Origin of the sequence: Peptostreptococcus porci (genome assembly GCF_009695815.1) — a bacterium.
GTDB lineage: Bacteria > Bacillota > Clostridia > Peptostreptococcales > Peptostreptococcaceae > Peptostreptococcus > Peptostreptococcus porci.
This window is the reverse complement of the sequence record NZ_VUNE01000004.1, coordinates 200,340-225,359: the sequence shown is the minus strand read 5'-3', so window position 1 is coordinate 225,359 and position 25,020 is coordinate 200,340. Positions and strand designations below refer to the sequence as shown.

General features: G+C 30.9%; 26 protein-coding genes. 13 read left to right on the top strand and 13 right to left on the bottom strand.

Going from position 1 to position 25,020, the window contains the following annotated elements:
• Positions 1–601: 601 nt before the first annotated feature.
• From FYJ71_RS08230 to FYJ71_RS08220, 3 genes are all read right to left on the bottom strand, one after another.
• Positions 602–1,180, bottom strand: a complete 579-nt coding sequence (locus tag FYJ71_RS08230) for a TlpA family protein disulfide reductase (RefSeq protein ID WP_195836921.1) — start codon at positions 1,178–1,180, stop codon at positions 602–604.
• A 120-nt stretch (positions 1,181–1,300) separates the two neighbouring features.
• Positions 1,301–2,200, bottom strand: a complete 900-nt coding sequence (locus FYJ71_RS08225) for a 4Fe-4S binding protein (RefSeq protein ID WP_154538420.1) — start codon at positions 2,198–2,200, stop codon at positions 1,301–1,303.
• A gap of 18 nt (positions 2,201–2,218) precedes the next feature.
• Positions 2,219–2,362, bottom strand: a complete 144-nt coding sequence (locus FYJ71_RS08220; RefSeq protein ID WP_154538419.1) for a CD1871A family CXXC motif-containing protein — start codon at positions 2,360–2,362, stop codon at positions 2,219–2,221.
• A 301-nt stretch (positions 2,363–2,663) separates the two neighbouring features.
• Here FYJ71_RS08220 and FYJ71_RS08215 point away from each other — a divergent pair, with 301 nt between their 5' ends.
• Genes FYJ71_RS08215 through FYJ71_RS08200 form a run of 4 tightly spaced genes read left to right on the top strand, consistent with a single transcriptional unit; the run spans position 2,664 to position 6,693 of the window.
• Positions 2,664–3,680, top strand: coding sequence for an NHL repeat-containing protein (locus tag FYJ71_RS08215; protein ID WP_154538418.1), 1,017 nt, complete (start codon positions 2,664–2,666; stop codon positions 3,678–3,680).
• 26 nt (positions 3,681–3,706) lie between these two features.
• Entirely contained in the window at positions 3,707–4,372 is a 666-nt protein-coding gene (locus FYJ71_RS08210; RefSeq protein ID WP_154538417.1) for an ABC transporter ATP-binding protein, read from the top strand.
• Between the two features lie 9 nt (positions 4,373–4,381).
• Positions 4,382–5,485: an FtsX-like permease family protein gene (locus FYJ71_RS08205; RefSeq protein WP_154538416.1), complete on the top strand. Its 1,104-nt coding sequence runs from the start codon at positions 4,382–4,384 to the stop codon at positions 5,483–5,485.
• Positions 5,482–6,693, top strand: coding sequence for an ABC transporter permease (locus tag FYJ71_RS08200; RefSeq protein ID WP_154538415.1), 1,212 nt, complete (start codon positions 5,482–5,484; stop codon positions 6,691–6,693). The genes FYJ71_RS08205 and FYJ71_RS08200 overlap by 4 nt, the downstream gene beginning before the upstream one ends.
• A 138-nt stretch (positions 6,694–6,831) precedes the next feature.
• Here the strand turns inward: FYJ71_RS08200 and FYJ71_RS08195 are convergent, their stop codons facing one another.
• From FYJ71_RS08195 to dnaA, 9 genes are all read right to left on the bottom strand, one after another.
• Entirely contained in the window at positions 6,832–7,605 is a 774-nt protein-coding gene (locus FYJ71_RS08195) for a SigB/SigF/SigG family RNA polymerase sigma factor (protein WP_154538414.1), read from the bottom strand.
• Positions 7,605–8,012: an ATP-binding protein gene (locus tag FYJ71_RS08190; RefSeq protein ID WP_154538413.1), complete on the bottom strand. Its 408-nt coding sequence runs from the start codon at positions 8,010–8,012 to the stop codon at positions 7,605–7,607. The genes FYJ71_RS08195 and FYJ71_RS08190 overlap by 1 nt, the downstream gene beginning before the upstream one ends.
• Positions 8,013–8,014: 2 nt before the next feature.
• Entirely contained in the window at positions 8,015–8,332 is a 318-nt protein-coding gene (locus FYJ71_RS08185) for an STAS domain-containing protein (RefSeq protein WP_154538412.1), read from the bottom strand.
• Positions 8,333–8,346: 14 nt separating this feature from the next.
• A complete protein-coding gene (gene gyrA, locus FYJ71_RS08180) occupies positions 8,347–10,791 on the bottom strand; it encodes a DNA gyrase subunit A (protein WP_154538411.1) in 2,445 nt (814 codons plus the stop codon).
• Between the two features lie 16 nt (positions 10,792–10,807).
• On the bottom strand, positions 10,808–12,715 hold the full coding sequence (gyrB, locus tag FYJ71_RS08175) for a DNA topoisomerase (ATP-hydrolyzing) subunit B (RefSeq protein WP_154538410.1): 1,908 nt from the start codon (positions 12,713–12,715) through the stop codon (positions 10,808–10,810).
• The gene (recF, locus tag FYJ71_RS08170; protein WP_154538409.1) at positions 12,716–13,831 is read right to left on the bottom strand and encodes a DNA replication/repair protein RecF; all 1,116 of its coding nucleotides are present in this window, start codon (positions 13,829–13,831) and stop codon (positions 12,716–12,718) included.
• Positions 13,832–13,863: 32 nt separating this feature from the next.
• Complete coding sequence (locus FYJ71_RS08165) at positions 13,864–14,070, bottom strand: RNA-binding S4 domain-containing protein (RefSeq protein WP_154538408.1); 207 nt, start codon at positions 14,068–14,070, stop codon at positions 13,864–13,866.
• A gap of 184 nt (positions 14,071–14,254) precedes the next feature.
• Positions 14,255–15,355, bottom strand: a complete 1,101-nt coding sequence (dnaN, locus tag FYJ71_RS08160) for a DNA polymerase III subunit beta (RefSeq protein ID WP_154538407.1) — start codon at positions 15,353–15,355, stop codon at positions 14,255–14,257.
• A 275-nt stretch (positions 15,356–15,630) separates the two neighbouring features.
• Positions 15,631–17,019, bottom strand: coding sequence for a chromosomal replication initiator protein DnaA (gene dnaA / locus FYJ71_RS08155; RefSeq protein WP_154538406.1), 1,389 nt, complete (start codon positions 17,017–17,019; stop codon positions 15,631–15,633).
• A gap of 514 nt (positions 17,020–17,533) precedes the next feature.
• Between dnaA and rpmH the strand changes: the two genes are divergently transcribed.
• From rpmH to panC, 9 genes are all read left to right on the top strand, one after another.
• On the top strand, positions 17,534–17,668 hold the full coding sequence (gene rpmH / locus FYJ71_RS08145) for a 50S ribosomal protein L34 (protein WP_091994402.1): 135 nt from the start codon (positions 17,534–17,536) through the stop codon (positions 17,666–17,668).
• A gap of 87 nt (positions 17,669–17,755) precedes the next feature.
• Entirely contained in the window at positions 17,756–18,139 is a 384-nt protein-coding gene (gene rnpA / locus FYJ71_RS08140; protein ID WP_154538405.1) for a ribonuclease P protein component, read from the top strand.
• Entirely contained in the window at positions 18,114–18,353 is a 240-nt protein-coding gene (yidD, locus tag FYJ71_RS08135; RefSeq protein WP_235899108.1) for a membrane protein insertion efficiency factor YidD, read from the top strand. The genes rnpA and yidD overlap by 26 nt, the downstream gene beginning before the upstream one ends.
• A gap of 43 nt (positions 18,354–18,396) precedes the next feature.
• On the top strand, positions 18,397–19,095 hold the full coding sequence (locus FYJ71_RS08130; RefSeq protein ID WP_154538403.1) for a YidC/Oxa1 family membrane protein insertase: 699 nt from the start codon (positions 18,397–18,399) through the stop codon (positions 19,093–19,095).
• Between the two features lie 19 nt (positions 19,096–19,114).
• Positions 19,115–19,876, top strand: coding sequence for an RNA-binding cell elongation regulator Jag/EloR (gene jag / locus FYJ71_RS10015; protein ID WP_328597754.1), 762 nt, complete (start codon positions 19,115–19,117; stop codon positions 19,874–19,876).
• Positions 19,877–20,057: 181 nt separating this feature from the next.
• Positions 20,058–20,738, top strand: a complete 681-nt coding sequence (locus tag FYJ71_RS08120; protein WP_154538402.1) for a beta/alpha barrel domain-containing protein — start codon at positions 20,058–20,060, stop codon at positions 20,736–20,738.
• A gap of 219 nt (positions 20,739–20,957) precedes the next feature.
• On the top strand, positions 20,958–21,830 hold the full coding sequence (locus tag FYJ71_RS08115) for a Rossmann-like and DUF2520 domain-containing protein (RefSeq protein WP_154538401.1): 873 nt from the start codon (positions 20,958–20,960) through the stop codon (positions 21,828–21,830).
• A gap of 37 nt (positions 21,831–21,867) precedes the next feature.
• Positions 21,868–22,695: a 3-methyl-2-oxobutanoate hydroxymethyltransferase gene (gene panB, locus FYJ71_RS08110; protein WP_154538400.1), complete on the top strand. Its 828-nt coding sequence runs from the start codon at positions 21,868–21,870 to the stop codon at positions 22,693–22,695.
• A 21-nt stretch (positions 22,696–22,716) separates the two neighbouring features.
• Complete coding sequence (gene panC, locus FYJ71_RS08105) at positions 22,717–23,565, top strand: pantoate--beta-alanine ligase (protein ID WP_154538399.1); 849 nt, start codon at positions 22,717–22,719, stop codon at positions 23,563–23,565.
• Positions 23,566–23,690: 125 nt separating this feature from the next.
• Here the strand turns inward: panC and FYJ71_RS08100 are convergent, their stop codons facing one another.
• Positions 23,691–24,779: a cell wall-binding repeat-containing protein gene (locus FYJ71_RS08100; protein ID WP_154538398.1), complete on the bottom strand. Its 1,089-nt coding sequence runs from the start codon at positions 24,777–24,779 to the stop codon at positions 23,691–23,693.
• Between the last annotated feature and the right edge of the window lie 241 nt (positions 24,780–25,020).

Genomic DNA, 25,020 nt, shown 5'->3' with positions numbered 1-25,020 from the left:
ACATTGCATAATCCTAATGCGAAACTATGGATGTCTTATGAAATATAATTAATTCCTTTGTAGCTATCTAAAAAAATTCCAATGTCAATATAAATCAAGACTTTGTAATTGACCTATTGAAGCTATGGATAGAAAAATAAATGATTTTAAAAGATACAATCAAGAGGATTTAATAGTTCTACACATATTAGAAATAGATTTCTATTCTCTGAAAATTAAATTTCCACTATCAGAAATTTTCCTCTTAAAATGAATGTTATTAGGCGACCACCTAGCAAAAAAATAATAATATAAACAAAAAATCAACATTATATTTATATTGTTAACCCAAATACAATTTATTCCCAAAGTTAATAAATTAACTTTGGGAATTCATATTTTTTATTATAAATATTTATCAATAAATTCGTTTTTTATATACTCCAAAAGGAATATTATACAAACCATAATGATAAATTTAATAATATTATCAATCACATATATTCTTTTATTATGTAAGTAAAAGAATATAATAATTATAAGTAAATTTAAAAAACCAGATATTAAAAATTTCTTCATTTTTCAAATCCTATGTGTATTTTTATAAAGTCAAATCAAAGATTTATTTTGAGTTGTCCTTGATTATTTTTTCTATTTCCTTGACTCTATCAGGACCATCTATGGCACCTTCCATTTGTCCAACTATCTTTCCTTCACTGTTTACGAATACTGTTGTTGGATATGCAAATATTTTTTCCATATAGCTTCTTATTTCTTCATTTGAATTACTATTTACAATTACGTTCTGGTATGTAACTCCCTGCTTCTTTATGATATCTTTAACTTGATTTGGTTCATTCTGAATATCATAATTTACACCTACTATCTTTGCACCCATCTTTTCAAAATTTTTGTTCATCTTCTCCAAATTCGGCATTTCATCTATACAAGCCTGACAACCTGTGTTCCACATATTTAGAATAGTCAACTTATTGTTTTTGAATATACTGTTATCTACCTTGTTTCCCATAGTATCCTTCAAATCTATTTTGGGAAACATTTCTGATTCACCACTAGTTGTAGAAGCTGTCGTCTGTCCTTCTGTACCTTTATCTGCTCCCTTATTCTGAGAGCATCCTGTAGCCAAAGTTGCAACTACTAATCCACATAACATTAAACTTGTAATTTTCTTCATTTTCATAACCATAACTCCTTTTTTTATACTTACTATACTTTTTATACATAAAATTTTATTAATTTTATTACCACTATATTATTTTTTATATTACTAATACTAATTTTATATTCACTATTTTTTATTTTAATTATTATCTATAACTGTTTTGTTGTTCAAATCTATTACTCTTTTTTTGTCCGTAATATCAAATTTCTTTGAAAGTGCCTTAGTTGGACAAACGCTCACACATTCACCACATCTTATACATTCAAGAGATGTAGTTGTCTTTGTAATATCCACGTCCATCTTACAAGTTCTTCTACACTTACCACAATTTACACACTTGCTCTCATCGAAATTATATCCATACATTGAAATTTTATTGAATAATGCATAGAACGCTCCCAAAGGACAAATCCACTTGCAAAACGGTCTATAAACCAATATAGACAATATTATAACTGAAGCAAGAATAACACTCTTCAGTGCGAATAGCTTACCGATGGCACCTCTAATACCTTCATTGGCAATCGATAATGGAATACCACCTTCAAGTATACCTTGTGGACATACGTACTTACAGAAAAATGGTGATCCCATACCTATTTTATTTGTAATCAGAACAGGTAATAACCCCACAACCACAAACAACATGATAAATTTAATATATGTTAAAAATTTAAGTTTTTTCGTACTAAACTTCTTTGTTGGTATTTTATGTAATAAATCCTGAAACCATCCAAACGGACATAGAAAACCGCAAATCAATCTACCAAACAAAGTTCCTATTAATATCAAAATCCCTGTAATATAGTATGAAAAATTGAACTTTGATGATCCAACAACCGCTTGAAAAGCTCCTATTGGACAAGCACCTGTCGCTGCTGGACATGAATAACAGTTTAGTCCAGGCACGCATACTGTTTTTAGTTTACCAGTATACAGACTTCCGCTCATAAAATTTCCGACATGAGGGTTTGTGAAAAAGGCTGCCAGAGCCTGAATAGTCCCTCTTTTCTTAAAAAAGTTAAAAATAGAACCCATAATATTTATAAACTCCCCCTATCCGATTCCTACACATTCCAAACATAATTTTATTGCCTTTGCAAATACTGTTGCTGATTCTCCTCTATTTACACCAATCACAACAAAGGCAATACCCAAAACCAAAAAAGCTGGTTTTATTAATTTCGATACAATACTCATAATAATACTCTCCTCTCTTACATATACACTATACCACTTATTAGAGATAATTTGAATAAAGTTTATATTAAATTAAAGTTAAATTTCTTTAAAAAAATATTAATATTTTATAAAGAACAACTTATTTTATAAATAATAGCTAAATAACGCCTTTTTAAGAAAGAAATCATCTATATATTCTAAAACTTGCATCTCAAAATAGAATAAATATTCAAAAAAAATTATTGACTTTACATTTCAAGTATCTTATAATGATGTCGAATTTAGGTATAGGATACAATTTTGATGAGGGGGGATTGTTATGAATAAAAGATTACTAAGAGGCGTGGCTATATCATCTGTTTGTATTATATCTGTTTATTTTGCATTTTTTTCACCAAGTGATAAAAGCGAAGATCTAATGAAAACCAATGATAAATATGTATTAAAAATATTAAAGGATGAGGAATATTCGAATAAAGACCTATATAAGATAAAGGAAATCGATAGCACAGACTATACAGTTCAAAAAATAAAGCTTGACAAGGACAATGTAAAAACGATAAGCGGTATTGCGTTTGTCGATTCCAATGTGATAGTTTCGGACATTAAAAAGGACTCATTGTTTATGTACGACAGTGATTTTAATCTTATAAAATCCGTCGGAAAAACCGGTAATGGCAGTCTCGAATTTATAAGTCCTAGTGATGTCAAATTCGCCAATGGAAAGCTATACGTTTTGGATTATGGAAACCAGAGAATACAGATTTTAGATAAAAATCTATCCCATATCAAGGATATAAAATTTGAAAAACCTAATGAGTTTCCAGAATTTATTTATACATCAATGGCTATAGATAAAGATGAAAATATTTATCTATCTGGAGAAACCCTATTTACAAGATCAATACAAAAAATAGACAGCAATAACAAGTCCAGTTATATAAAGGATAATTTTTCTGGAAATCTATATTACTATAATGATATTGTATATGCAGTAAATTTTGGACAGTTTTTGGTAAATAGAAGTGGTGAACTCAGCGTGAATACAGGAAGAAACTTTATGTTAAGCATTTCTAAGGATAAATTGAAAAAGGAGTATGAATTTAACTCTCCACTCACACCAGCTAGCTTCTGTATGGATGAAAAGTATACTTATATTATGTCAGATTCGTCACTATGCCTAATGAGATTCGATAGAAAAACCGGAAAATATATAGACAATATCGGAAAATATAGTGAAAAGAATATGCAATCTATGGCACGTATGGATGCAAAAGATGGTTATGTATATACCACAAATGCGTCAAACGATGTGTATATCTACAAAAAAAAATAAATTCATAATAAGGATGTGTATATCATATGATAAAACTAGAAGGATTATGTAAGACTTATGGTGAAAACAATGTGTTAAAAAATATCGACCTTGAAATAAATAAAGGAGAATTTTTGATGATAACAGGAACATCTGGTTGTGGAAAAACCAGCCTTATGAATATTCTTGGTCTAATGGATACAAAAACATCAGGGAAATATTATTTCAATGGTGAGGATATTGATACTATTGATGAAGTTCAAAAATCGAAAATAAGAAATACTCTGTTTGGATTTGTGTTTCAATCATTCAACCTTATAAACGATTTTACCGTAATTGAAAATATTGAAATGCCGATGGGAATATACGGTATTAATAAATCAGAAAGAAAAGAAAGAGTTGATACTCTACTAAAAAAATTTGATATATCTGACAAAGGTCAGTCATTGACAAGTCAACTATCCGGAGGGCAAAAACAAAGAGTTGCAATAGCAAGAGCTATTTCAAATAATCCCAGCGTCATATTTGCTGATGAGCCTACTGGAAATTTAGATGAAAATAACACCCAAACAGTATTGAATATATTTAGAAAATTAAACCAAGATGGCATTACCATTGTAATGATAACTCATGATAGAGAGTTATTAAAATATGCCGACAGAGTCGTGGAACTCGACTACGGCAAAATAAAAGAGGTCTACAATTTTGTATAGAGGTAGGGTATGAATAATTACAAATATATATTAGATTTGATTAGAAAAATAATGAAAATTAATAAAAAAATTAATTTCGTATTTATGTTTTCAATTCTTGTTGGAATATTAGTGCCGTTTATTTTGCTTGGAAACATAAGTCTATTATATAAAAACTATAAAAATTTAGAATATAACAATAGAAGCTATAACTATTGTGTAGATATAATGAACAACAAAATGATAGATGAAATGACCTATAATAAGATATCTAGAGATTTCAAGTTTAATGACATAAAGCTTAAAATTTATGACAGAATATACATTAACGGAAATGAAGAAAAGCCATTTATTTTAAATACAGTGGACACTAAATCCAAACTAAAATATAAAATTGATCTTGTCAGTGGTAGTTCTCTAGTTGATAGCTCAAACCAATGTCTGATTAATTATAAAGTGTCCAAGTATTTAAAAATTAATACTGGAGATTTTATAAGTATTGGACAACAGAAGTATATAGTCAGAGGTATATTTAGAGGTGAAATGACAGATATTTACCTTGATTCTAACAATTATGCCAAATACTTAATCTCAAAAGGCAAAAAGTTACAACAATGGATATATATAAATTCAGATACAGATAAATCATCCATAGAAAATATGTTGTCAAATATAGGTATACATGATCATTATGAGATATCAGAAAATGGTGAAATGGTAAAAATTCAAATGAGAGAATATAAGAATAATATCAGAAATGAAGTAATTATGTCACTAATGTGCACTATATATCTGCTGATTAACTTGTTTATAGTTATAAAAATAAAGACATCAAAAAATAAAAAATTGATATATATTCTGCTAGCACTCGGCATGAATAGAAAGAAAATATATTCTATTATATTTATTGAACTTCTATTGCTAACGCTAGTGCCTGCAATACTGATTTTATCGGCAGTTTTATATATTTCAGACATGGGAGCATTGATAAACTATGTCCATATAAGCTCAACATATATGACAGGTGTTTTGTTTTTGACTATTCTATTGGTATTTGTTGTGACATGGCTTTCGTTACGAGAGTATTTTTCCAAAACTGTGATTGATTTGATAAGTGATGGTGATTATGTATGATTAGAAGATATGATCTTGAAATAATAATAAAGAGAATATACAAGAATAGAATTATGTATCTATTTTTTCTTGTTGAGATAGCACTCGGCATGACGATATTGTTTTTCTCCCTAAACCACCTGCTAGAGTATAAAAAAACTGCTGATCAAATAGATTCGCAATTAAAGCCATATGAAACAAGATTGGAAATAACCGGAGAAAATAATATTGATGACAATGCTATAAATCTCGATGATTATAACTATATAAATAATAGAATCAGCAATAAATTTGAAACATATTTGATAAGTAATCAATTGTTTGAAAAAAACGGAGAAGTTAGAAGGTTTGATATCATATTTTTCGATTTCAAAAAAATTCTTGGAACGAAAAATTATTCAAGGTTAAGTAAAAACAATGATACAGCCAAATTTATTCTTGATTTAAATGATGTAATTGATGTTTCCGATATGAAAATATATTCGGATGAGTATAGTATTTCATTAAATAACAACAACATTGAATATAATGGCAAAAAATACGAATATATAAATAAGGGAAATATAAAAATAAGAGACCTCTATATTCATGAATATGAGTCAACCGATGAAGAAAATGAAAAAGCTGAAAACATACCAAGAATATACGCTGACATAAGCTTACTCGAAAATAAGGTTAAGTTTTCTCCTGTTGGAATACGGCTTTTCTTAAATGAAAAAAAACTAACCAATCCTGAAAAAATAAAGGATAATTTGACTAGTTATTTAAAAAATAGGCATCCTTTATATGAGTATGCGTTTAAGAACGATTTGGGTCATTTTAGTGTAAACAATAGATCCGACCTGATATATATGTGCGTATATCTGTTTATATCAGTAGTAATAATTATGCTATTTTTGATTACATTTACAGGAATGTTTAAAATATTGATGAAAAAGAGAGAAAAGGATCTTGCTGTAAGCCTTGCATTTGGAAGCAATAGATTAAGATTAATTTTATCGATACTAATAGAAAATTATTCAGTTATATTTTTAGGAACTATAATCGGAATATTGTGTGGTATAAAAATAAATAGTCACCTAACGACAGATTTATTCAAAAAAGGAGTGAGTATAGAACTTGTGATTTTTCTAGTAATATTGTCCATCATTATTAGCTTTATATCGTCGATAGGTTCTATTATACGGTTATCGAATATGGAGGTAGTCGATATTATAAATGAGCAATAATTAAAGGTAGCAACACTGTTTTTTTATTCAGTACGTTGCTACCTTTTTGAGTAAATACACTCTATTTTATTTAATTTATTTATTCAATTTAGTTAAATAACTTCAATCAATTAAAAAACTATAAGAAAAATAATAGATTTATACAGCTTTATTATATTCTTTTTTTAGCTTTTCAATTATCTTTTTTTCCAATCTCGATACCGTCATTTGAGATATGCCAATATCATCAGCTATTGCAGACTGAGTTTTGTTGTCGAAAAATCTCCCAATTACTATTTTTACTTCCAATTCATTTAAAGTTTTCATAAATTGCTCCAAAAAATCTCTTTGTTCAATTTCTCCAAATCTAGTCTCTTCGGTACCTATTTTATCTCCCAGTGTAATGTCTTTTTCCTCAGACTCTTCACCACTTGGCATATCAAGAGAAACAGGCTGATATCCGTAAGCAGCTTCCATTGCTTCAAGCACATCTTCTTCTGTTACGCCCAAATATTCGGCAATTTCCTTGGGTCTTGGACTTTTTTTGTTATCCTGCTCTAATTGAATCTTAGCATTGCTTATCTTCTTGCTTAGCTCCTGAATCCTTCTAGGAACTCTCAGTGTCCAAACTTTATCTCTAAAATACTTCTTGATTTCTCCCACTATTGTCGGAGTTGCAAAACTCGAAAATTCAAACCCCTTAGATATATCATATCTATCAATAGCATAGATAAGAGCAAGAGATGCAACTTGAAAAATATCTTCATAGTCGACACCCTTGTTTATATATTTTTTTGAAAGAATCTTTGCCAAATAAAGATGTTTTTCAATCAATATATTTCTTACAACTGTATTGCTCTTATCTTCAGAAAAAACCTTGAAAAGTTCTTTGACATCCATCTTTTCATATTCTTTTTCTGAGGTTAAATTCATTAATTATCAACTCCAACCAACTTTGTCATCTTTATTACAGTTCCACAATCTTCACAAGTTTTTACTTCTACTTCATCCATCAAGGTCTTAATAATGAATAGCCCTAACCCACTTGTTTTCGGATTTAGCGGATCTGGATCTTCAACAGAATCTTCATCATATCCTACACCATCGTCGATAACTTCGATTGATAGCTTGTCTTCGTAAATATAAAAATTTATTTCAAACAAGTCTTCCTTGCTATGCTTTATTGCATTGGTACAAGCTTCAGAGATAGAAACCTTTAAATCCTCAATTTCATCAAAGCTAAAACCAATTTTACTAGCAATACCTGATACAGTCAATCTTATCACAGATACAAAATTAGGATTACTTGTCAACTTCATGCTAATTTTATCACAACTCATCGCTATCCCTCCAAAGTTATAATCTGATCTAGACCAGTAATTTTAAATATTTTCTTCACATTATTTTTCGTATTGATAAGAGATATTTTTTTATCCTCTGGTTTTAATCTCTTCATTATTCCTACAATAACACCAACACCTGTAGAATCAATATATTGAAGATCTGACATATCCAATATTACATCAGAAAACTTTTCATCTATTCTTTCGTTTAATTCATCCTTTAATATATCTGCACAAGAAACATCAAGCTCCCCTGAAACATTTACAATCCAGTTTTCTTTTTCGCTGTCATATTTTGAATTGAAATTAATTGACATAGATACCTCACTTTCTACTCTACAATATCGTCCTCGTTCTTTATTTTAGCTATTGAAACAACCTCAACTTCCTCGTCAGTTCTCATCAATTTTACACCACTTGTAATTCTTCCAAAAATTGAGATTTCATTTACTCTAATTCTAATCAATACTCCATCAGAGTTTATCATCATCATCTCATCATCTTCATTGACGATTGTTGCACCTATTAGTTTTCCAGTCTTGGCATTTATATTATATGTCTTTATACCTTTTCCAGCTCTCATTTGAATTCTATACTCTTCCAAATCAGTTCTCTTTCCGTAGCCTTTTTCACTGACAACCAATAAATCGCTACCCTCACTAGCCAAATCCATTGAAACGACCATATCGTCTTTTGATAGTGTAATTCCCTTTACACCTGTTGCAGTTCTACCCATAGGTCTTATATCTTTTTCATTGAACTTGATAGACATTGCATTTTGAGTGACCAACATTATTTCTTCATCTCCATCGGTCATCTTTACACCTATCAGCTCATCACCATCTTTTAATCCTATGGCAATTATTCCCGACTTATTGATATTTTTAAATTCATCAATAGGAGTCTTTTTAACTATACCATTCTTAGTCACCATCAACAGATACTTGTAGTCGTCTTTTACACTGTCTGGGTTGAAAGTGATTATTCTCGCAATTTTTTCTCCAGGATTCAATTGCAATAAATTGACTATTGCAGTTCCCTTTGATGTTCTCTTGCCTTCTGGTATCTCATAAGCATTTAACTTGTATACTCTACCTCTATTAGTCAAGAACAGCATTCTTGAGTGATTTGTAGTAGTTATCAAATCTGTAATGAAATCTTCTTCTCTCGTAGTAAGAGCTGAAATACCTCTTCCACCTCTTTTTTGACTTCTATATGTATCTGCCGGCAATCTTTTGATATAGCCTAGATGAGTAAGAGTTACAACTATATCCTCTTCTTCAAATAAATCCTTTACATCGAATTCGCCTTCAGCTGGTATTATCTCAGTTCTTCTTTCATCAGTATGCTTGTCTTTAATTGCTGTCATTTCGTCCTTTATAACACCAAATAGCTTTAATTCATCAGCCAACAAGCTTTCAAGATATTCGATTTTCTTCATCAATTCATTGTACTCATTATCGATCTTTTCTCTTTCAAGACCTGTTAATCTCTGAAGTCTCATATCAAGTATTGCCTGAGCTTGAATATCAGAAAAAGCAAATTCTTCAATAAGTTTTTCCTTGGCAATTTGACCATTTGCTGAACTTCTAATTATATTAATAACTCTATCAATATTGTCTAATGCAATTCTAAGCCCCTCAAGTATATGTGCTCTTGCATTTGCTTTATCCAATTCAAACTGAGTTCTTCTTGTTATTACCTCTCTTTGATGCTCTACATAGTAATGGATTACTTCCTTTAGGTTAAGTATTCTTGGTGTTCCATTAACTAGTGAAAGCATAATTATACTAAAAGTATCCTCGAGCTGAGAATGCTTATATATATTGTTTAAAACAATATTTGCATTGGTATCTCTCTTTAGCTCTATAACTATTCTCATACCATGCCTATTACTCTCATCTCTCAAATCAGATATTCCTTCGACCTTTTTTTCCTTTACAAGCTCGGCTATTCTCTCTACTAACCTAGCTTTATTTACTTGATAAGGAATTTCTGTTATTACAATTTGCTGTCTACCTTTTGGCAGTTCCTCTATTTCAGCTTTTGCTCTAACTTTGACTTTTCCTCTACCAGTTTTGTATGCTTCTTTTATTCCTTCAGTTCCAACTATTGTCGCAGCTGTTGGAAAGTCTGGACCTTTTACATATTTCAACAATTCATCCACGCTACAATCCCTGTTGTCTATGTAGTGAATTGTCGCATCTATAACTTCGCCCAAGTTGTGTGGAGGAATTGAAGTCGCCATACCTACAGCAATACCATTTGAACCATTTACCAATAAGTTCGGATATCTAGCTGGAAGAACTAATGGCTCCTTTAATGATTCATCAAAGTTAGGACCAAAATCCACAGTTTCTTTATCTATATCTCTCAATAATTCCAAAGCAAGCTTGCTCATTCTCGCTTCGGTATAACGCATTGCAGCAGGACTATCTCCATCCACTGTACCAAAGTTACCTTGACCATCAACTAATAACCCTCTAGTAGAAAAATCCTGTGCCATTTTTACCATTGCCATATATACAGATCTATCGCCATGTGGATGATACTTACCAAGAACATCCCCGACAATACGAGCTGATTTTCTATATGGTTTATCCGGTGTTATTCCTTGCTCACTCATAGAGTAAAGTATTCTTCGATGTACAGGCTTCAATCCATCTCTGACATCAGGTAAAGCTCTACCAGCTATTACACTCATAGAGTAATCAATATATGAATTTTTCATCTCATCTGCTATCTCACGCAGAATTATTCTCTTATTTTCTTCCATTTATTCAGCCAACCTCCTATATATCCAAATTCTTTACAAATTTAGCATTAGCTTCGATAAATTCTCTTCTAGGTGCGACCTTATCACCCATCAACATAGAAAATACCTCATCGGCTACAATTGCATCATCTACTGTTATCTGTAACAATATTCTGGACTCTGGATCCATTGTAGTTTCCCAAAGCTGTTCTGCATTCATTTCACCAAGCCCTTTGTAACGTGAAACTTCAGTTCCCTGTCTTCCAACCTCTTCAAGAGTGGCGTTTAACTGTCTTTCATCATAAGCATAAAATTCTTTCTTATTTTTCTTTATTTTGAAAAGTGGCGGTTGCGCAGCATATACATATCCCTCTTCAATTAAAGGCCTCATATATCTGAAAAAGAATGTAAGTAAAAGAGTTCTGATATGAGCTCCATCGACATCGGCATCGGTCATTATTATTATTTTGTGATATCTTAATTTTTCAATATCAAAATCATCACCTATACCACATCCGAATGCTGTTATCATGTTCTTTATTTCTTCTGAAGACAGTATTTTGTCTAGCCTAGATTTTTCGACATTCAGTATTTTACCTCTTAAAGGCAAAATAGCTTGTATATTTCTATCTCTACCGCCCTTTGCAGAACCACCGGCAGAATCACCTTCGACTAGGAATATCTCACTCTTTTCTGGTGATTTTTCTGAGCAGTCTGCTAGTTTTCCAGGAAGAGATGTGTTTTCAAGAACGCTTTTTCTTCTTGTCAACTCTCTCGCTTTCTTTGCAGCCTCTCTTGCCCTTTGAGCTCTTAGGCACTTATCTATAATTATCCTTGCAACTGAAGGATTTTCCTCCATAAAAGCTCCAACCTCTTCATTTGTAATAGTATCTACAAGACCTCTCATAAATGTATTACCAAGCTTTGTTTTCGTCTGTCCTTCAAACTGAGGCTCTGGAAGCTTTACAGATATTATTGCTGTCAATCCCTCTCTGATATCTTCACCAGAAAGATTTTGATCCTTTTCCTTTAGGTAATTATTTCTTCTCGCATAGTCATTCATAACCTTTGTAAGAGCAGTTTTAAACCCAGAAAGATGTGATCCTCCCTCATGAGTATTTATATTGTTGGCAAATGAATAAATATTTTCACGATAGGCATCCGTATACTGAAGAGCCAATTCTATAGTACAATCATCTGCTACCTTATCTATATGAATAATCTGTGGATGGATAGCAGTCTTTGTCTTGTTTAAATATTTTACATACTCTATAAGTCCACCTGTAAAATGGAACGTTCTTGTCTTTTCAAGACCTTCTCTCTTATCTTCAAATTCAATTTTTATAACCTTATTTAGGAATGAAAGCTCTCTAAATCTAAACTCCAAAGTTTCATAGCTAAACTCAGTTTCATCAAAAATACTAGCATCTGGTAGGAATGTGATAGCTGTTCCGCTTTCATTAGACTTACCATCAAATACCTCTAGCTTTGTTGTAGCCACACCTCTTTTGTATTCTTGTCTATATATTTTACCATCTCTAAAAACTTCTGCGACAAGCCAGTCACTTAATGCATTAACTACAGATACACCAACTCCGTGAAGACCACCAGATACCTTGTATCCTCCTCCACCAAATTTTCCACCTGCATGAAGCACTGTCAATACCGTCTCAAGAGTCGACAATCCTGTCTTTGGATGAACTTCTACAGGAATACCTCTACCATTATCCCTTACAGTTACACTTCCATCATTGTTTAATGAAACGTATATTTCAGAGCAATTACCTGCCAAAGCCTCATCTACACTGTTATCTACAACCTCGTATACCAAATGATGCAAACCTCTAGTACCAGTAGATCCTATATACATACCAGGTCTTTTTCTAACAGCCTCTAATCCCTCTAAGACCTGAATTTGATCCGCACCATATTCGTGTTTAGCCATTTACAATCCTCCATTCTCACTACTTATAACTTTTCCATTTTCTATATGAAAAACGGAATACTCCAATTCCTTTAATATATTAATATGCAAAGGATCTGCCGATGTTACAAACATCTGAACATCTCCTAATTTTTCAACCAACATTTTTTGTCTGTCTTGATCAAGTTCACTAAATACATCGTCTAAAATCAATACCGGATAATCTCCAACCTCTTGCTTAATCAGCTCAATTTCTGATAACTTCAAGGAAATCGAAGCCGTTCTCTGTTGACCTTGAGATCCGAACATTCTAACGTCGATATCGTTAATATGAATACTGATATCGTCCTTATGAGGTCCTATTTTTGTATTTCTGTTGTATAAATCGCTATCAATTGTTTCTTTATATTTTTGATAAAGCAGCTCCTTAATCAAATCAGCATCACTATAGTCATCTATATCCAATTGGTTCTTATATTTTATAGTCAAATTTTCCTTATTTAAAGTAAGATTCCTATGTAAATTATTTGAAATAGCAGATAGCTTTTCAATAAATCTATTTCTAAATACATAAATTTCACTGCCATACTTTGATAGACTTAAATCATAAACGTCGAGTAAATTCTTATCTATGTAATTAGATTTTAGCAATATGTTTCTTTGGTTCATAGTCTTGTTATAATCCATAAGCAAACTATAATATCTAGGCATTACCTGACTTATCTCTTTATCAATAAAGCTTCGTCTTTCCTTAGGACCATCCTTTACTAGCTTCAAATCCTCAGGTGAAAAAACAACTACATTTAGTATTCCAAGTAGCTCATGCAATGACTTCACTGAAACACCATTTATTTTTATGCCTTTTTTTTCTTTTGTGACAACTACTTCAATACTCTTGTTTATTCCATTTCTTGAAAAATTACAATTTGTATACAGTGAATCCTTGTTAAACATTATCAAGTCCTTATCTTTATTTGTCCTAAAGGACTTTCCTATTGACATCAACGTTATTGATTCAACTATATTCGTCTTACCTTGACCATTACTACCAATTATTAAATTGATTTTTTTATTGAAATCCAATTCTAATGATTGGTAATTTCTATAATTCATCAGTTTTATGTTATTGATATACAATATAACACCTACTTTTTAAAATAGTATTGTAGTTACTCAACTAAAAAACTCATATCATTTACTTTTACAATGTCGCCTTTTTTTATTTTCCTGCCTCTTTGGGTACATATTTCTCCATTTACAATAACATCTTCACTAAGTATTAAAACTTTTGCTTCTCCACCTGACATTACGACATCAGCCAACTTTAAAAATTGATCTAACTTTATAAAATCAGTCTTTATTTTAATATTTTTCATTTCGTACCCCCGCTATCTAATACAAATTTTTGTTAGTTGCATAATTCGACTACTCTATTATATCATAAATAACCAACACTTGGTAATAACAAACTTCAATAATGTTCAAAAATAGGCTATAGAACAAAATATTAAGGACTGTTACACAAGATATTTATCGTGCAACAGTCCAAAATCACTTTTTCTAACTGAATCTAACTGGAAGAATCAAATAAATATATTCAGGTCCATCTATAGGCTTAATTACGGCTGGATTTACTTCTCCTCCAAATTCTATGCTGATGTATTCACTATCTATATTTTTTATACCATCAAGGAAATATCTTGAATTAAATGCTATTTCAAGCTCATTACCTTCAAATTCAACGTCTAACTCTTCATAGGCATTTCCATTTTCATTGTTGGATGTGATTGCTATCATGTCCTTCATTATTGATATCTTTATCAGGTTATTTTTCGGAGACGTAAACAACAATGAAGCTCTCTCAATTGACTCCTGAAGCTTTCTAGTTTCCACCTTTATTTTCGTCATATGGTCCTTTGGTAGCAAACTATCATATTTTGTGAAGTTACCCTCAATCAATCTTGCGATAATTTTTGTATCCTTCAATTTGAAAATAATGTTTTTGCTGTCGAACCCTACACAAATTTCTCCATCATCTGTCAATAGGCTGTTAAGATGATTTAGTGTAATACCAGGTATAATTGCACTGATATCAGTATCTACACCATCTTTTATTTCAGATTTTCTCACAGCCAATCTATACCCATCAAGTGCAACCAGACTAAGATTATTATCTCTTAGTTCAAATAATTCACCTGCAAGAGTAGGATTCATAGGCTCTATAGCCGTTGCAAAAACAGTCTGCTTTATCATGTTTCTCATCTCTATTTGATTTATCTTCACTTCATTATCAACATTTATGTCACCAATCTGTGGAAATTCTTCTGCTGGTAGACCTTTTATTTTAAATCTTGAATTCATACAATTTATATAAACATTGCAATCTGCATCAGTCTCCAATGAAATAAATGTATCTGGTAGCTTTCTTACAATTTCACCTATAAGCCTTGAATTGACTACGACACTTCCTTCCTTATTCACTTGAGCATCTATATTAGTTTCAATACTCAATTCACTATCATAGCCTGTTACTATAAGCTTACCTTCCTTTGCTGTTATAAGTATTCCCCTTAAAAGTTCTATTGTAGTTTTGTTATTGATAGCTTTTTGAGCATTTGTTATCGCTTGTGATAATTTTTTTTGATTACATAAAATATTCATGTATAACCACCTTTCTCTTAAATGTTTATCATTATTTTGTTGATAAGTATTTATTCATATATTATATATAAATAAATAATATATATAGTAGTAATAGTAGTAGTGTCTGTTTATTGTGTTAATAAGCATATCAAAGCATTGAAATCAACAGTGCTTCAATTGTTAATTTTATATTGATAAGCATATGGATATCATATGTACAAAATGTGGATAAAATTTACATTATTTTTTATCCACAATAATCAATATCTTATTAACATAAAAAATGTTGGTAACTACCCTATTAAATCCGACTTTATTTTCTCTATTTTTATCTTTGTAGTTTCGCTTTTTTCTATTTCATCATTAATTTTCTTTATTGCGTGAATTACTGTTGAATGGTCTCGATTTCCAAACTCTTCTCCTATAGAAGGGAGTGAAATATCCATAATTTCTCTAGCTATATACATTGCTATTTGTCTTGGGAAAGCATACTTCTTGTCCCTTTTTTTTGAATCGATATCTTCAACTGAAACATTGAATGCATCTGCAACAGTTTCTTTTATTCTAAGTACATTGACCTCGTTTGTAGTATAAGAAACCAGACTGTCCTTCAATGCTTCCTTTGCAAGCTGCAAATCTATTTCTTTTTTTCCAGATAAATCTGCATACAAAATAACCTTATTCAAGGCACCTTCTAGCTCTCTGATATTTGATTTGACATTGTCAGCAATGTACTCAAATACTTCTTTTGGTATTTGTATATTTTCTGATTCAGATTTCATTTGAAGCACCGCCATTCTCGTACTATAGTCTGGAGGCTGTATGTCAATTGTGATTCCCCAAACAAATCTACTCTTTAATCTCTCTTCAAGCTTTGGTATATCTTGAGGCACTCTATCACTAGAAAGAATTATTTTTTTTCCAGCATTATGAAGATCGTTGAAGGTATGGAATAATTCCTCCTGAACTGAGTCTGTTTTTGCAAAAAATTGAATATCATCTACCATTAATATGTCAACATTTCTGTATTTCGCTCTGAAATTGCCTGTGTTTTTTTGTCCCAATGACGTTATAAATTCATTGGTATATGTTTCTGATGAAACATATAGAACTTTCTTTGACGGATCTCTTTCAAGTATTCTATGTCCTATTGCATGCATCAAATGCGTTTTTCCAAGACCAACCCCACCATATAGAAAAAGGGGGTTATCATTTGAAATATTGTCGTAATTAGCAACTCTTTGACAAGCAGCCATTGCAATATTGTTGCTTGGACCAGCTACAAATGTCTCAAAAGTGTATTTTGGATTTAGATTAGCTTTTTCAACGCTATTTACGAATTTTATTGGATCATAGTTATCACCACTTGAATTATATGATTGTTTTTGCAAAGAATTTTTACCATTTATACTATTGATAATTTCTAGTTCATCTTTCTCGTCAATAATAACTATTATATCACTGATATTAGCTGCTAACTCGCTAAAAATATCTAAAATGATTTTTTTACTTTCTTCTTTTTCATAAAATTCTTTTGTTCTTTTGTCTTGACCCTTTATATAAAAAATATTATTGTTTATTGCAATAGGAATACATGGTTCAATATATATATCATAGTGAACACTTGTAAACTCTCCTTTTAGCTTATTTTTTACTGAGATCCAAAGTTTGTTAGCATCCATTCCGTATCCTCCGATTTATCTGTTTATTAATTGTTTATAATATTGTTGATTTGTGTTAATAAAACTGGATTAAAAAATCCACTAATAAGTATTATTTTTACTAGTGTGTAAAAAATGTTTATAAAATTGTATATAAGTCACCAGTAATTTGACCACAAAAAAACAACTTTTAATATCCGTTATAATTGCTATAGTATTAACTTTATAGATATATTATACAACTATAAAAAACTTTTTTGTCCACAAAGTTATTCACATTTTGTGGATAACTTTGTGATATATTTTTATATTATCAACATATTGTGTTACTGTGGATAAATATTCTATTTTTATTTCCGTATATTGTTGATAACTTTTTTTAAATTTTTTTTTATGTATTTGGAATGGATATTTTATTAAAAATATGCAGTTTTCATGTAGTTTATATACAAAAAACAATTGACTTTTACTATAAAAATAATTATAATTATATTGTTATGTTTACAATTACGTTTATGGAAAGGAGTGTTCAAGTATGAAGAGAACTTATCAGCCAAAGAAAAGACAAAGAAAAAGAGAACATGGCTTCAGAAAAAGAATGAAAACTTCTAACGGGAGAAATGTTTTAAAGAGAAGAAGAGCTAAGGGAAGAAACAGATTAACTCACTAGTCAGTTTTGTTCTAAATTAATGATAATAAAATGCCACTTTTTTAAGTGGTTTTTTTTATAATGATCATTAAGAAATGGAGGTTATTGATGAAATTTAATAACACCGATGGAATTAAAAAAGATTCCGATTTTAGAAGGATTTACCAAAAGGGTAAGTCTTTTGCGGATAGAAATTTGGTAATATATTATATGAATAACAATGTGGGAAAATCTAGAATAGGTATATCTATTTCAAAAAAAGTTGGAAAAGCCAACGTTAGAAATAGAATAAGAAGGTACATAAAGGAATCATATCGTTTGAAGATAGATTCAAAAATCAAACGAGGATATGATATTGTTTTTATTGCCAGAGTAAACAGCTCAAATTCAGATTATAAAGCTATTGAAAAGTCAATAAAGTATATAACAAAAAAAGCGAATGTTATAAAAAAAGATGGTGGTACAAATGAAAGTAATAAAAAAAATAAGTGATTTTTCTGTGAGAGTTTGTATATTTCTAATAGAATATTATCAGAAATTTATTTCTCCATTAAAAGGTCCAAGCTGTAGATTTTACCCCACTTGTTCTCAATATTCTATCCAAGCATTCAAGAAGTATGGCTTTCTAAAGGGACTGTGGTTGACTATAAAGAGAATTTCTAAGTGTCACCCTTTTCACCCAGGTGGTTACGACCCTTTGAAGTAGAAAGTTTGTTCCAAAAGTTGGAATATGTATTTAGGAGGTATTAATGAGTTTTATTGCAGAATTCTTTGGAATGGTTTTAAAAAATATTTACGGTTTAATAGGAAACTATGGTTTGGCTATAATTGTGTTTACTATTATCGTAAAGGCATTGCTGACTCCTTTGACTGTAAAGCAGACTAAGTCTACCTTTGCAATGTCTGAAATCAATCCAAAAATTAAAGAAATTCAGGAAAAGTACAAGAATAAGCCTGAAAAACAGAATGAAGAAATTACTAAATTGTATAAAGAATCAGGGTTTAACCCTTTGGCAGGGTGTCTACCGATGTTGATACAGATGCCTATATTATTCGCTCTTTTCTATGTGTTTAGAGATCCGATGAAGTATGGTGTGTTTGTAGATAATGCTACATTTTTATCAGCAAATGGAAATTTCTTATGGATTAAATCACTGATAAAGCCTGACTATGTGTTGGCAGTTTTATCAGGTATAAGTGCTTATTTTATGCAGATAAGCATGACTCCAAAAGATCAGATGCAGGGTGCTATGAAGAGCTTGACATATATGATGCCGGCACTTTCATTAATTTGGGGATTCACTTTCCCAGCAGCCCTTACTCTTTATTGGACAGTGAGCAATGTATTCGCTGTTTTACAGTATTATGTAATCACAAAACCTTTAAAGGCGAAGCTGGAAGAAGAAAAATCAAAGTCTTCTGGAAAGTATACAAAAGTAAAGAAATAGTAAAGTAGGAGGTTGTATAGTGGAATCAAAAGTTTTATATGCGAGAAGTTCAGATGAAGCTGTTGAACAACTACTTAAATCTACAAAGGCAGATAAAGCAAGTATTCAGATAACAGTTAAAGAAAAACCTAGCAAAGGTTTTTTAGGAATAGGTGCAAAGGACGGAGTATTTGAGCTATTTTACAATTTGTTGGAAGAAGTAGATATATTCGAATGTATTGAAGATAGTGTAAAAGAAGATAAAGTTGAAAATGATGAAGAAATAAATGATAAAAAAATAGAAGTATCTAATGAAGTTTCTACAGAGAGCAAGGTAAACATAACAGTAGAAGATGAAATAGAAACAGCGAGAGGCTTCATAGAAGAATTGTTAAAAAATGCCGATGTAAATGCTGATGTGAATGTCAGTGTTGAGAAAGATCTTCTAAAGGTCAAGATAACTGGCGACGAAGCTAGCTGTCTTATCGGTAGAAGAGGAGATACACTAGATGCAATTCAGTTTTTAACAGGTCTTGCTTTGAGCAAGGTAAATAAAAATTCTCACACTAGAGTTTTTGTCGATATTGAAAACTATAGGAGCAAAAGAGAAGAATCTCTAAAGAGATATTGCTATAAGGCAGCTAGAGAAGTTGCTAGAACAAAGAGAACTAAGAAGCTTGATTATATGAATCCTTACGAAAGAAGAATTGTTCATTCTGCTTTACAGAATGATAGATTTGTAATAACTTACAGTGAGGGTACAGATCCATATAGAAGAGTTGTAATAGAATATAAGAGATAAAAAAATATTAATTTATAAAAAAATCCTAAACATTACTATTGAAATGTTAGGATTTTTTTTATATTATATATATTAACTTAAAAAAAATAGTTAAAGCGTAAGAAAGTATAGATAATTATTAAAATTTAAAGTTATAAAAGAGATTATTTATTTTTATTTTAAATTAGGGAGATTGATTATTATGAATGCAGGAAGTATTAAGGAAGTTAGAGAAATAAATGGTAAACTGAGATATAATATTTTAAGAGTACCAAAAGAAGTTCAGATGGCTAGTGGGATAGTTGTTCATGGCAAAAGAATCAAAAGCTTGGTTTTTACAACTGATTTGGCAATTATCAAAAATTGTGATGCAGATGCTGTTTTTGCAGTTTATCCATTTACGCCACAGCAATCTATTAGTGATGCCATAATTAAGCACTCATCAATGCCGGTATTTTGTGGAGTTGGTGGAGGTACAACGAAGGGGCTTAGAACCATTTCTTTGGCAAAGGATGTAGAATGCCAAGGTGCATGGGGAGTCGTATTAAATGCTCCTATTTCAAACTTAAATTTAAAGGTTGTTTCTGAGGCAATCGATATTCCAACAATCGTTACTGTTATCAGTGAAGATACAGATATAAACGCAAGGATTAATGCTGGTGCAGCAATTTTGAATGTCGCTGGCGGAAAGGATACGCCGGCAATAATTAGAAAGATTAGAGAAATTGACGATGAAATACCTATTATCGCCACTGGTGGTGGAGATCCAGATACAATAGTTGAAACTATAAAAGCAGGTGCAAATGCTATAACCTATACTCCACCTAGCATACAAGATCTTTTCAGAACCGTAATGATAGGATACAGAGAAAGCTTAAAGTAGCAATAATGATTTTTAAGCTATAAAAAATGCAGAAGTGTAAAAATATAAAAATATGAAAGAGCTTTGAACAGGCTCTTTTTTTGCGTCAATTTATTATTGAAAATTATACAAAATTATGTTAAATTGAAATTATGGTGGTATTCGACATTAAGAAACTACACATTTATTTTATTTTGTTTTTGTGATAATAGTATTACACTCAATTAGGAGGTGATAACTATGGTAAAAATAGGTATAATTGGAGCTGGAAAGGTCGGTGTTTCACTAGGGAAATACCTGTTTGATAGTTCTTTGGTCGGCTTTAGCTTAAATGGATACTACAGCAAGACAACTAAAAGTGCTGATTTCGCTTCGAGATTTACCAACTCAATAAGTTATAATAATTTGGAATCTATTGTAAAGGATAGTAATTTTTTGATAATTGCGACGCCGGATGGAGAAATTAAAAACGTTTGGCGACAACTAAAAAGCTATAATCTTGAAAACAAAGTAATATGTCATTGTAGTGGTTCACTATCATCTAAAATATTTACCGATGCACCATCAGAAAAAATATATAAAGGCTCTGTTCATCCAGCTTTGGCTATTAATGACATTAATAGCTCATACAGGGATTTGGAAAAAGCTTTTTTCTCACTAGAGGGAGATAGAGAATTTATCGATATATTTAAAAATATACTAGTAAAAAAAGGCAACAGATATAAAATTATTCGACCAGATGATAAGATAAAATATCATTTGTCATCTGTTTTTGTCAGTAATTTATTTTTGGCATTGGGAAACATTTCATTGAAATTGCTGGAGGAATGTGGCTTTGACGAAAGTGAATCCTTTGATGTATTGGCTAATCTGGCAGGGTTGAATGTCGAAAATTTTGTAAAAAATGGGCCGATAAAAGCATTGACCGGACCAGTAGAAAGAAATGATTTTACTACAATTGAAAATCACCTAATGGCTATAGACGATGGTGATATCAAGCATAAAGACATAACTGATATTTATAGGCTGTTAAGTCTGGAATTAGTAGAAATTGCAAAAAACAAGCACGAAGATAGAGATTATACAAATATTATTAAATTATTAATGAAATGAAAGGAAAATCTGATTTATTAATTAGAAAAGAATGGATATGAAAAATACAGTACTAACTTTTAAGGATGCAAAAAAAAATGGAGAAAAGCTTACTATGCTGACTGCATATGATTATACTACAGCCAAGATTGTAGATGAATGTGGGATAAACTCAATACTTGTTGGAGATTCATTAGGAATGGTTATGTTGGGGTATGAGGATACATTAAGCGTAACTATGGATGATATGATTCACCATACAAAAGCAGTTGCAAGAGGTGCAAAAAATGCATTGGTTATTGGCGATATGCCGTTTATGTCTTACAATACTGGAATAAGAGATGCCGTTATTAATGCCGGTAGATTTATGAGTGAGGGAAGAGCGAACTGTGTAAAGCTAGAAGGTGGTAGAGAGGTTTGTGATGTGATAAAGGCAATTGTAGATGCCAAAATACCAGTCTGTGGTCATTTGGGCTTAACTCCACAGTCCTTAAACGCATTAGGTGGATTTAAGGTTCAAGGAAAGGATGAAGAGTCAGCCAAGAAAATTATAGAGGATGCTTTGGCAATACAAGAGGCAGGTGCTTTTGCAATTGTGTTAGAATGTGTTCCTGACAAATTGGCAAAGAGGATTACTGAGTTGTTAGACATTCCGACAATAGGTATAGGAGCCGGTTTGGATTGCGATGGTCAGGTTTTGGTTTATCAAGATATGTTAGGTCTATATAGCGATTTTACACCTAAATTTGTAAAGAGGTTTGCAAATGCTGGAGATGAAATGAGAAAAGGAATAAAATCATACATTGATGCTGTGAAGGATTGTAGCTTTCCTGAGGAACAACATACCTTCAAAATAGATGACGAAATAATAAAAAAACTGTATTAGTAGAAACGGAGAAAAAATAAAATGAAGATTATCAGAACTATAGATGAAATGAAAAGCATTTGTTTTTCTCATAAAAGTCAAAATAAAAAAATAGGAATGGTTCCAACGATGGGTTTTTTGCATGAGGGGCATGAAAGCCTGATAAAAAATGCAAGAGATAACAATGATATAGTAGTAGTGAGTGTCTTTGTTAATCCAAGTCAATTTGGTCCAGATGAAGACTATGATAATTATCCACGAGATTTGCAGAGAGATTCAGAGATTTGTCGCAAGCTAGGAGTGGATTATGTTTTTCACCCAGATGCAAAAGAAATGTATCCAGAAGGATATTCAACATTTGTCGTACCAAGTGAAAGAATGACAAATATTCTCTGTGGTGTGACTAGACCAGGACACTTTAGAGGTGTATGCACAATATTGACAAAATTATTCAATATTGTAGCTCCAGATAATGCATATTTTGGAAAGAAAGATATACAGCAATTGGCAATAGTAAAGAGAATGGTAAAGGATTTTAATTTTGGTATTAATATAATTGGATGCCCTATAATTAGAGAAGAAGACGGACTTGCAAAAAGCTCAAGGAATTCATATCTTAGTGAAAAGGAAAGAAAATCAGCTACAGTGTTGAGAAAAAGTATACTGAAGGGCATAGATATAGTAAAAGAGGGAGAAAGGAAAAGTAAAGCCATTAGAGATATAATTTGTGAAACAATTGAAGCTGAGGAAACAGCGAGGATAGACTACGTTGAGATATTGGATTTTGATACTTTTGATAGAGTTGAAGAAGTAAGTAAAAATACTCTAATAGCTATTGCTGTGTATATTGGAAATACAAGATTAATAGATAATGAAATAGTGAGCATTTAATCGAGTCGTAACGCATAAATTGATGAAACAAGTTCAGTAAATAGGAATGTAATAAAGGTCATTCGATGATAATTTAGTTTTTCATTGAATGACCTTTTAAATACGTTATTTATAATAATTATATGTTATAGTGAGTATTCACTATAAATAGAGTGATTTATAGAATCAACCAGTTGTTTAATTAAATTATTGTCTTTGACAATATATTCTTTTAAGTGTGACGAGTTTTTAGAAATTGCAATGTGCATAGATTCATGATTGTCATTTAAATTTTTATCTGTTATATACAGGATATCTTTATTGTATATAATTTTTATCGCATATGCCGTATTAGTTGGACTAGTTGCGATAATTTTACTCTTATTATTTTCTGCTATACCCTTGTTAATATCATTGTATAGTTTCAATAGCTTTTTGTCATTTTCTATTAAAAACTCGCTTAATTCTTGCCTCGAATTTACTTGAGATAGGGTAAAAATAATCTTGGTTTTTGTTGAATTTTTCAAAATAAACCCTTTGCTTTCTATTAAAGATTGTCTGGCATCCATTATATTATTAAAGTATGAACCAGATTCAGAATAAATATATCCGTTATTATTAATTCCTGAAAAAACTCTTGATGTATTATATCTGTCTTTTCCGGAAATACGTTTTGAATTAAAAAAACTAACTATATCGTCACCGATTTTTAAATTACCACCAACCACAACTCTGTCTAAAATTCCCATTGAATCCAAAATATTTTTTATTCTAGTGTTTGTTTCAATATTATCTGAAACCAAAATAGATATATTTTTTGAAGAAGCTACAATTGAACTATCAGCATAAGAATTTCCAGAAACTAAGTTAACCTTATCAACTTTTTTATGCTTGTTGGCATATTCCAATACAGAAATTGATGTTTCATATCGGTTTTCTCCACTAATTCTAATATAATTTAAATCCTTGAATAAATTATCGTTAAGCGAACATTTTCCACCAACAAGAATATAGTTTTTATTCTTATCAAACTTTATATTAGAAATTTGCTCTTTATCTAAAAGCATAAAATCTGTACCAATGTAGTTAGACAAAGTAACTGCTGGTAAAATATCTGATGGACTTTGTTTTGATACTACAATGACATTTTCCATATCAATATCTCTTGCTTGAGATGTGGTTGTAAGGAAAATAATAGATAAAATAAATATTAACGAAAAACATATTTTTCTCATAACTACCTCCTCGTATAATATACTTGTAGTTAAAACTACTTTTTTTCTTTTCTATCCCCTCTTCTTTGTGGGATAATATTAGTATAGATAGAGGTCGTAGCTACCTCCTTGAAGTCATATCTTCCTAAAATAGGCTTACGCCTCTTCTTTACGTCTTTATGCGTATTAGCTGGATAGCACCAAGTTGCTGTATATCTAACGAGGTTGCATTGTCGTAAAGTTTTAGAGGGTTCTTTCTCTA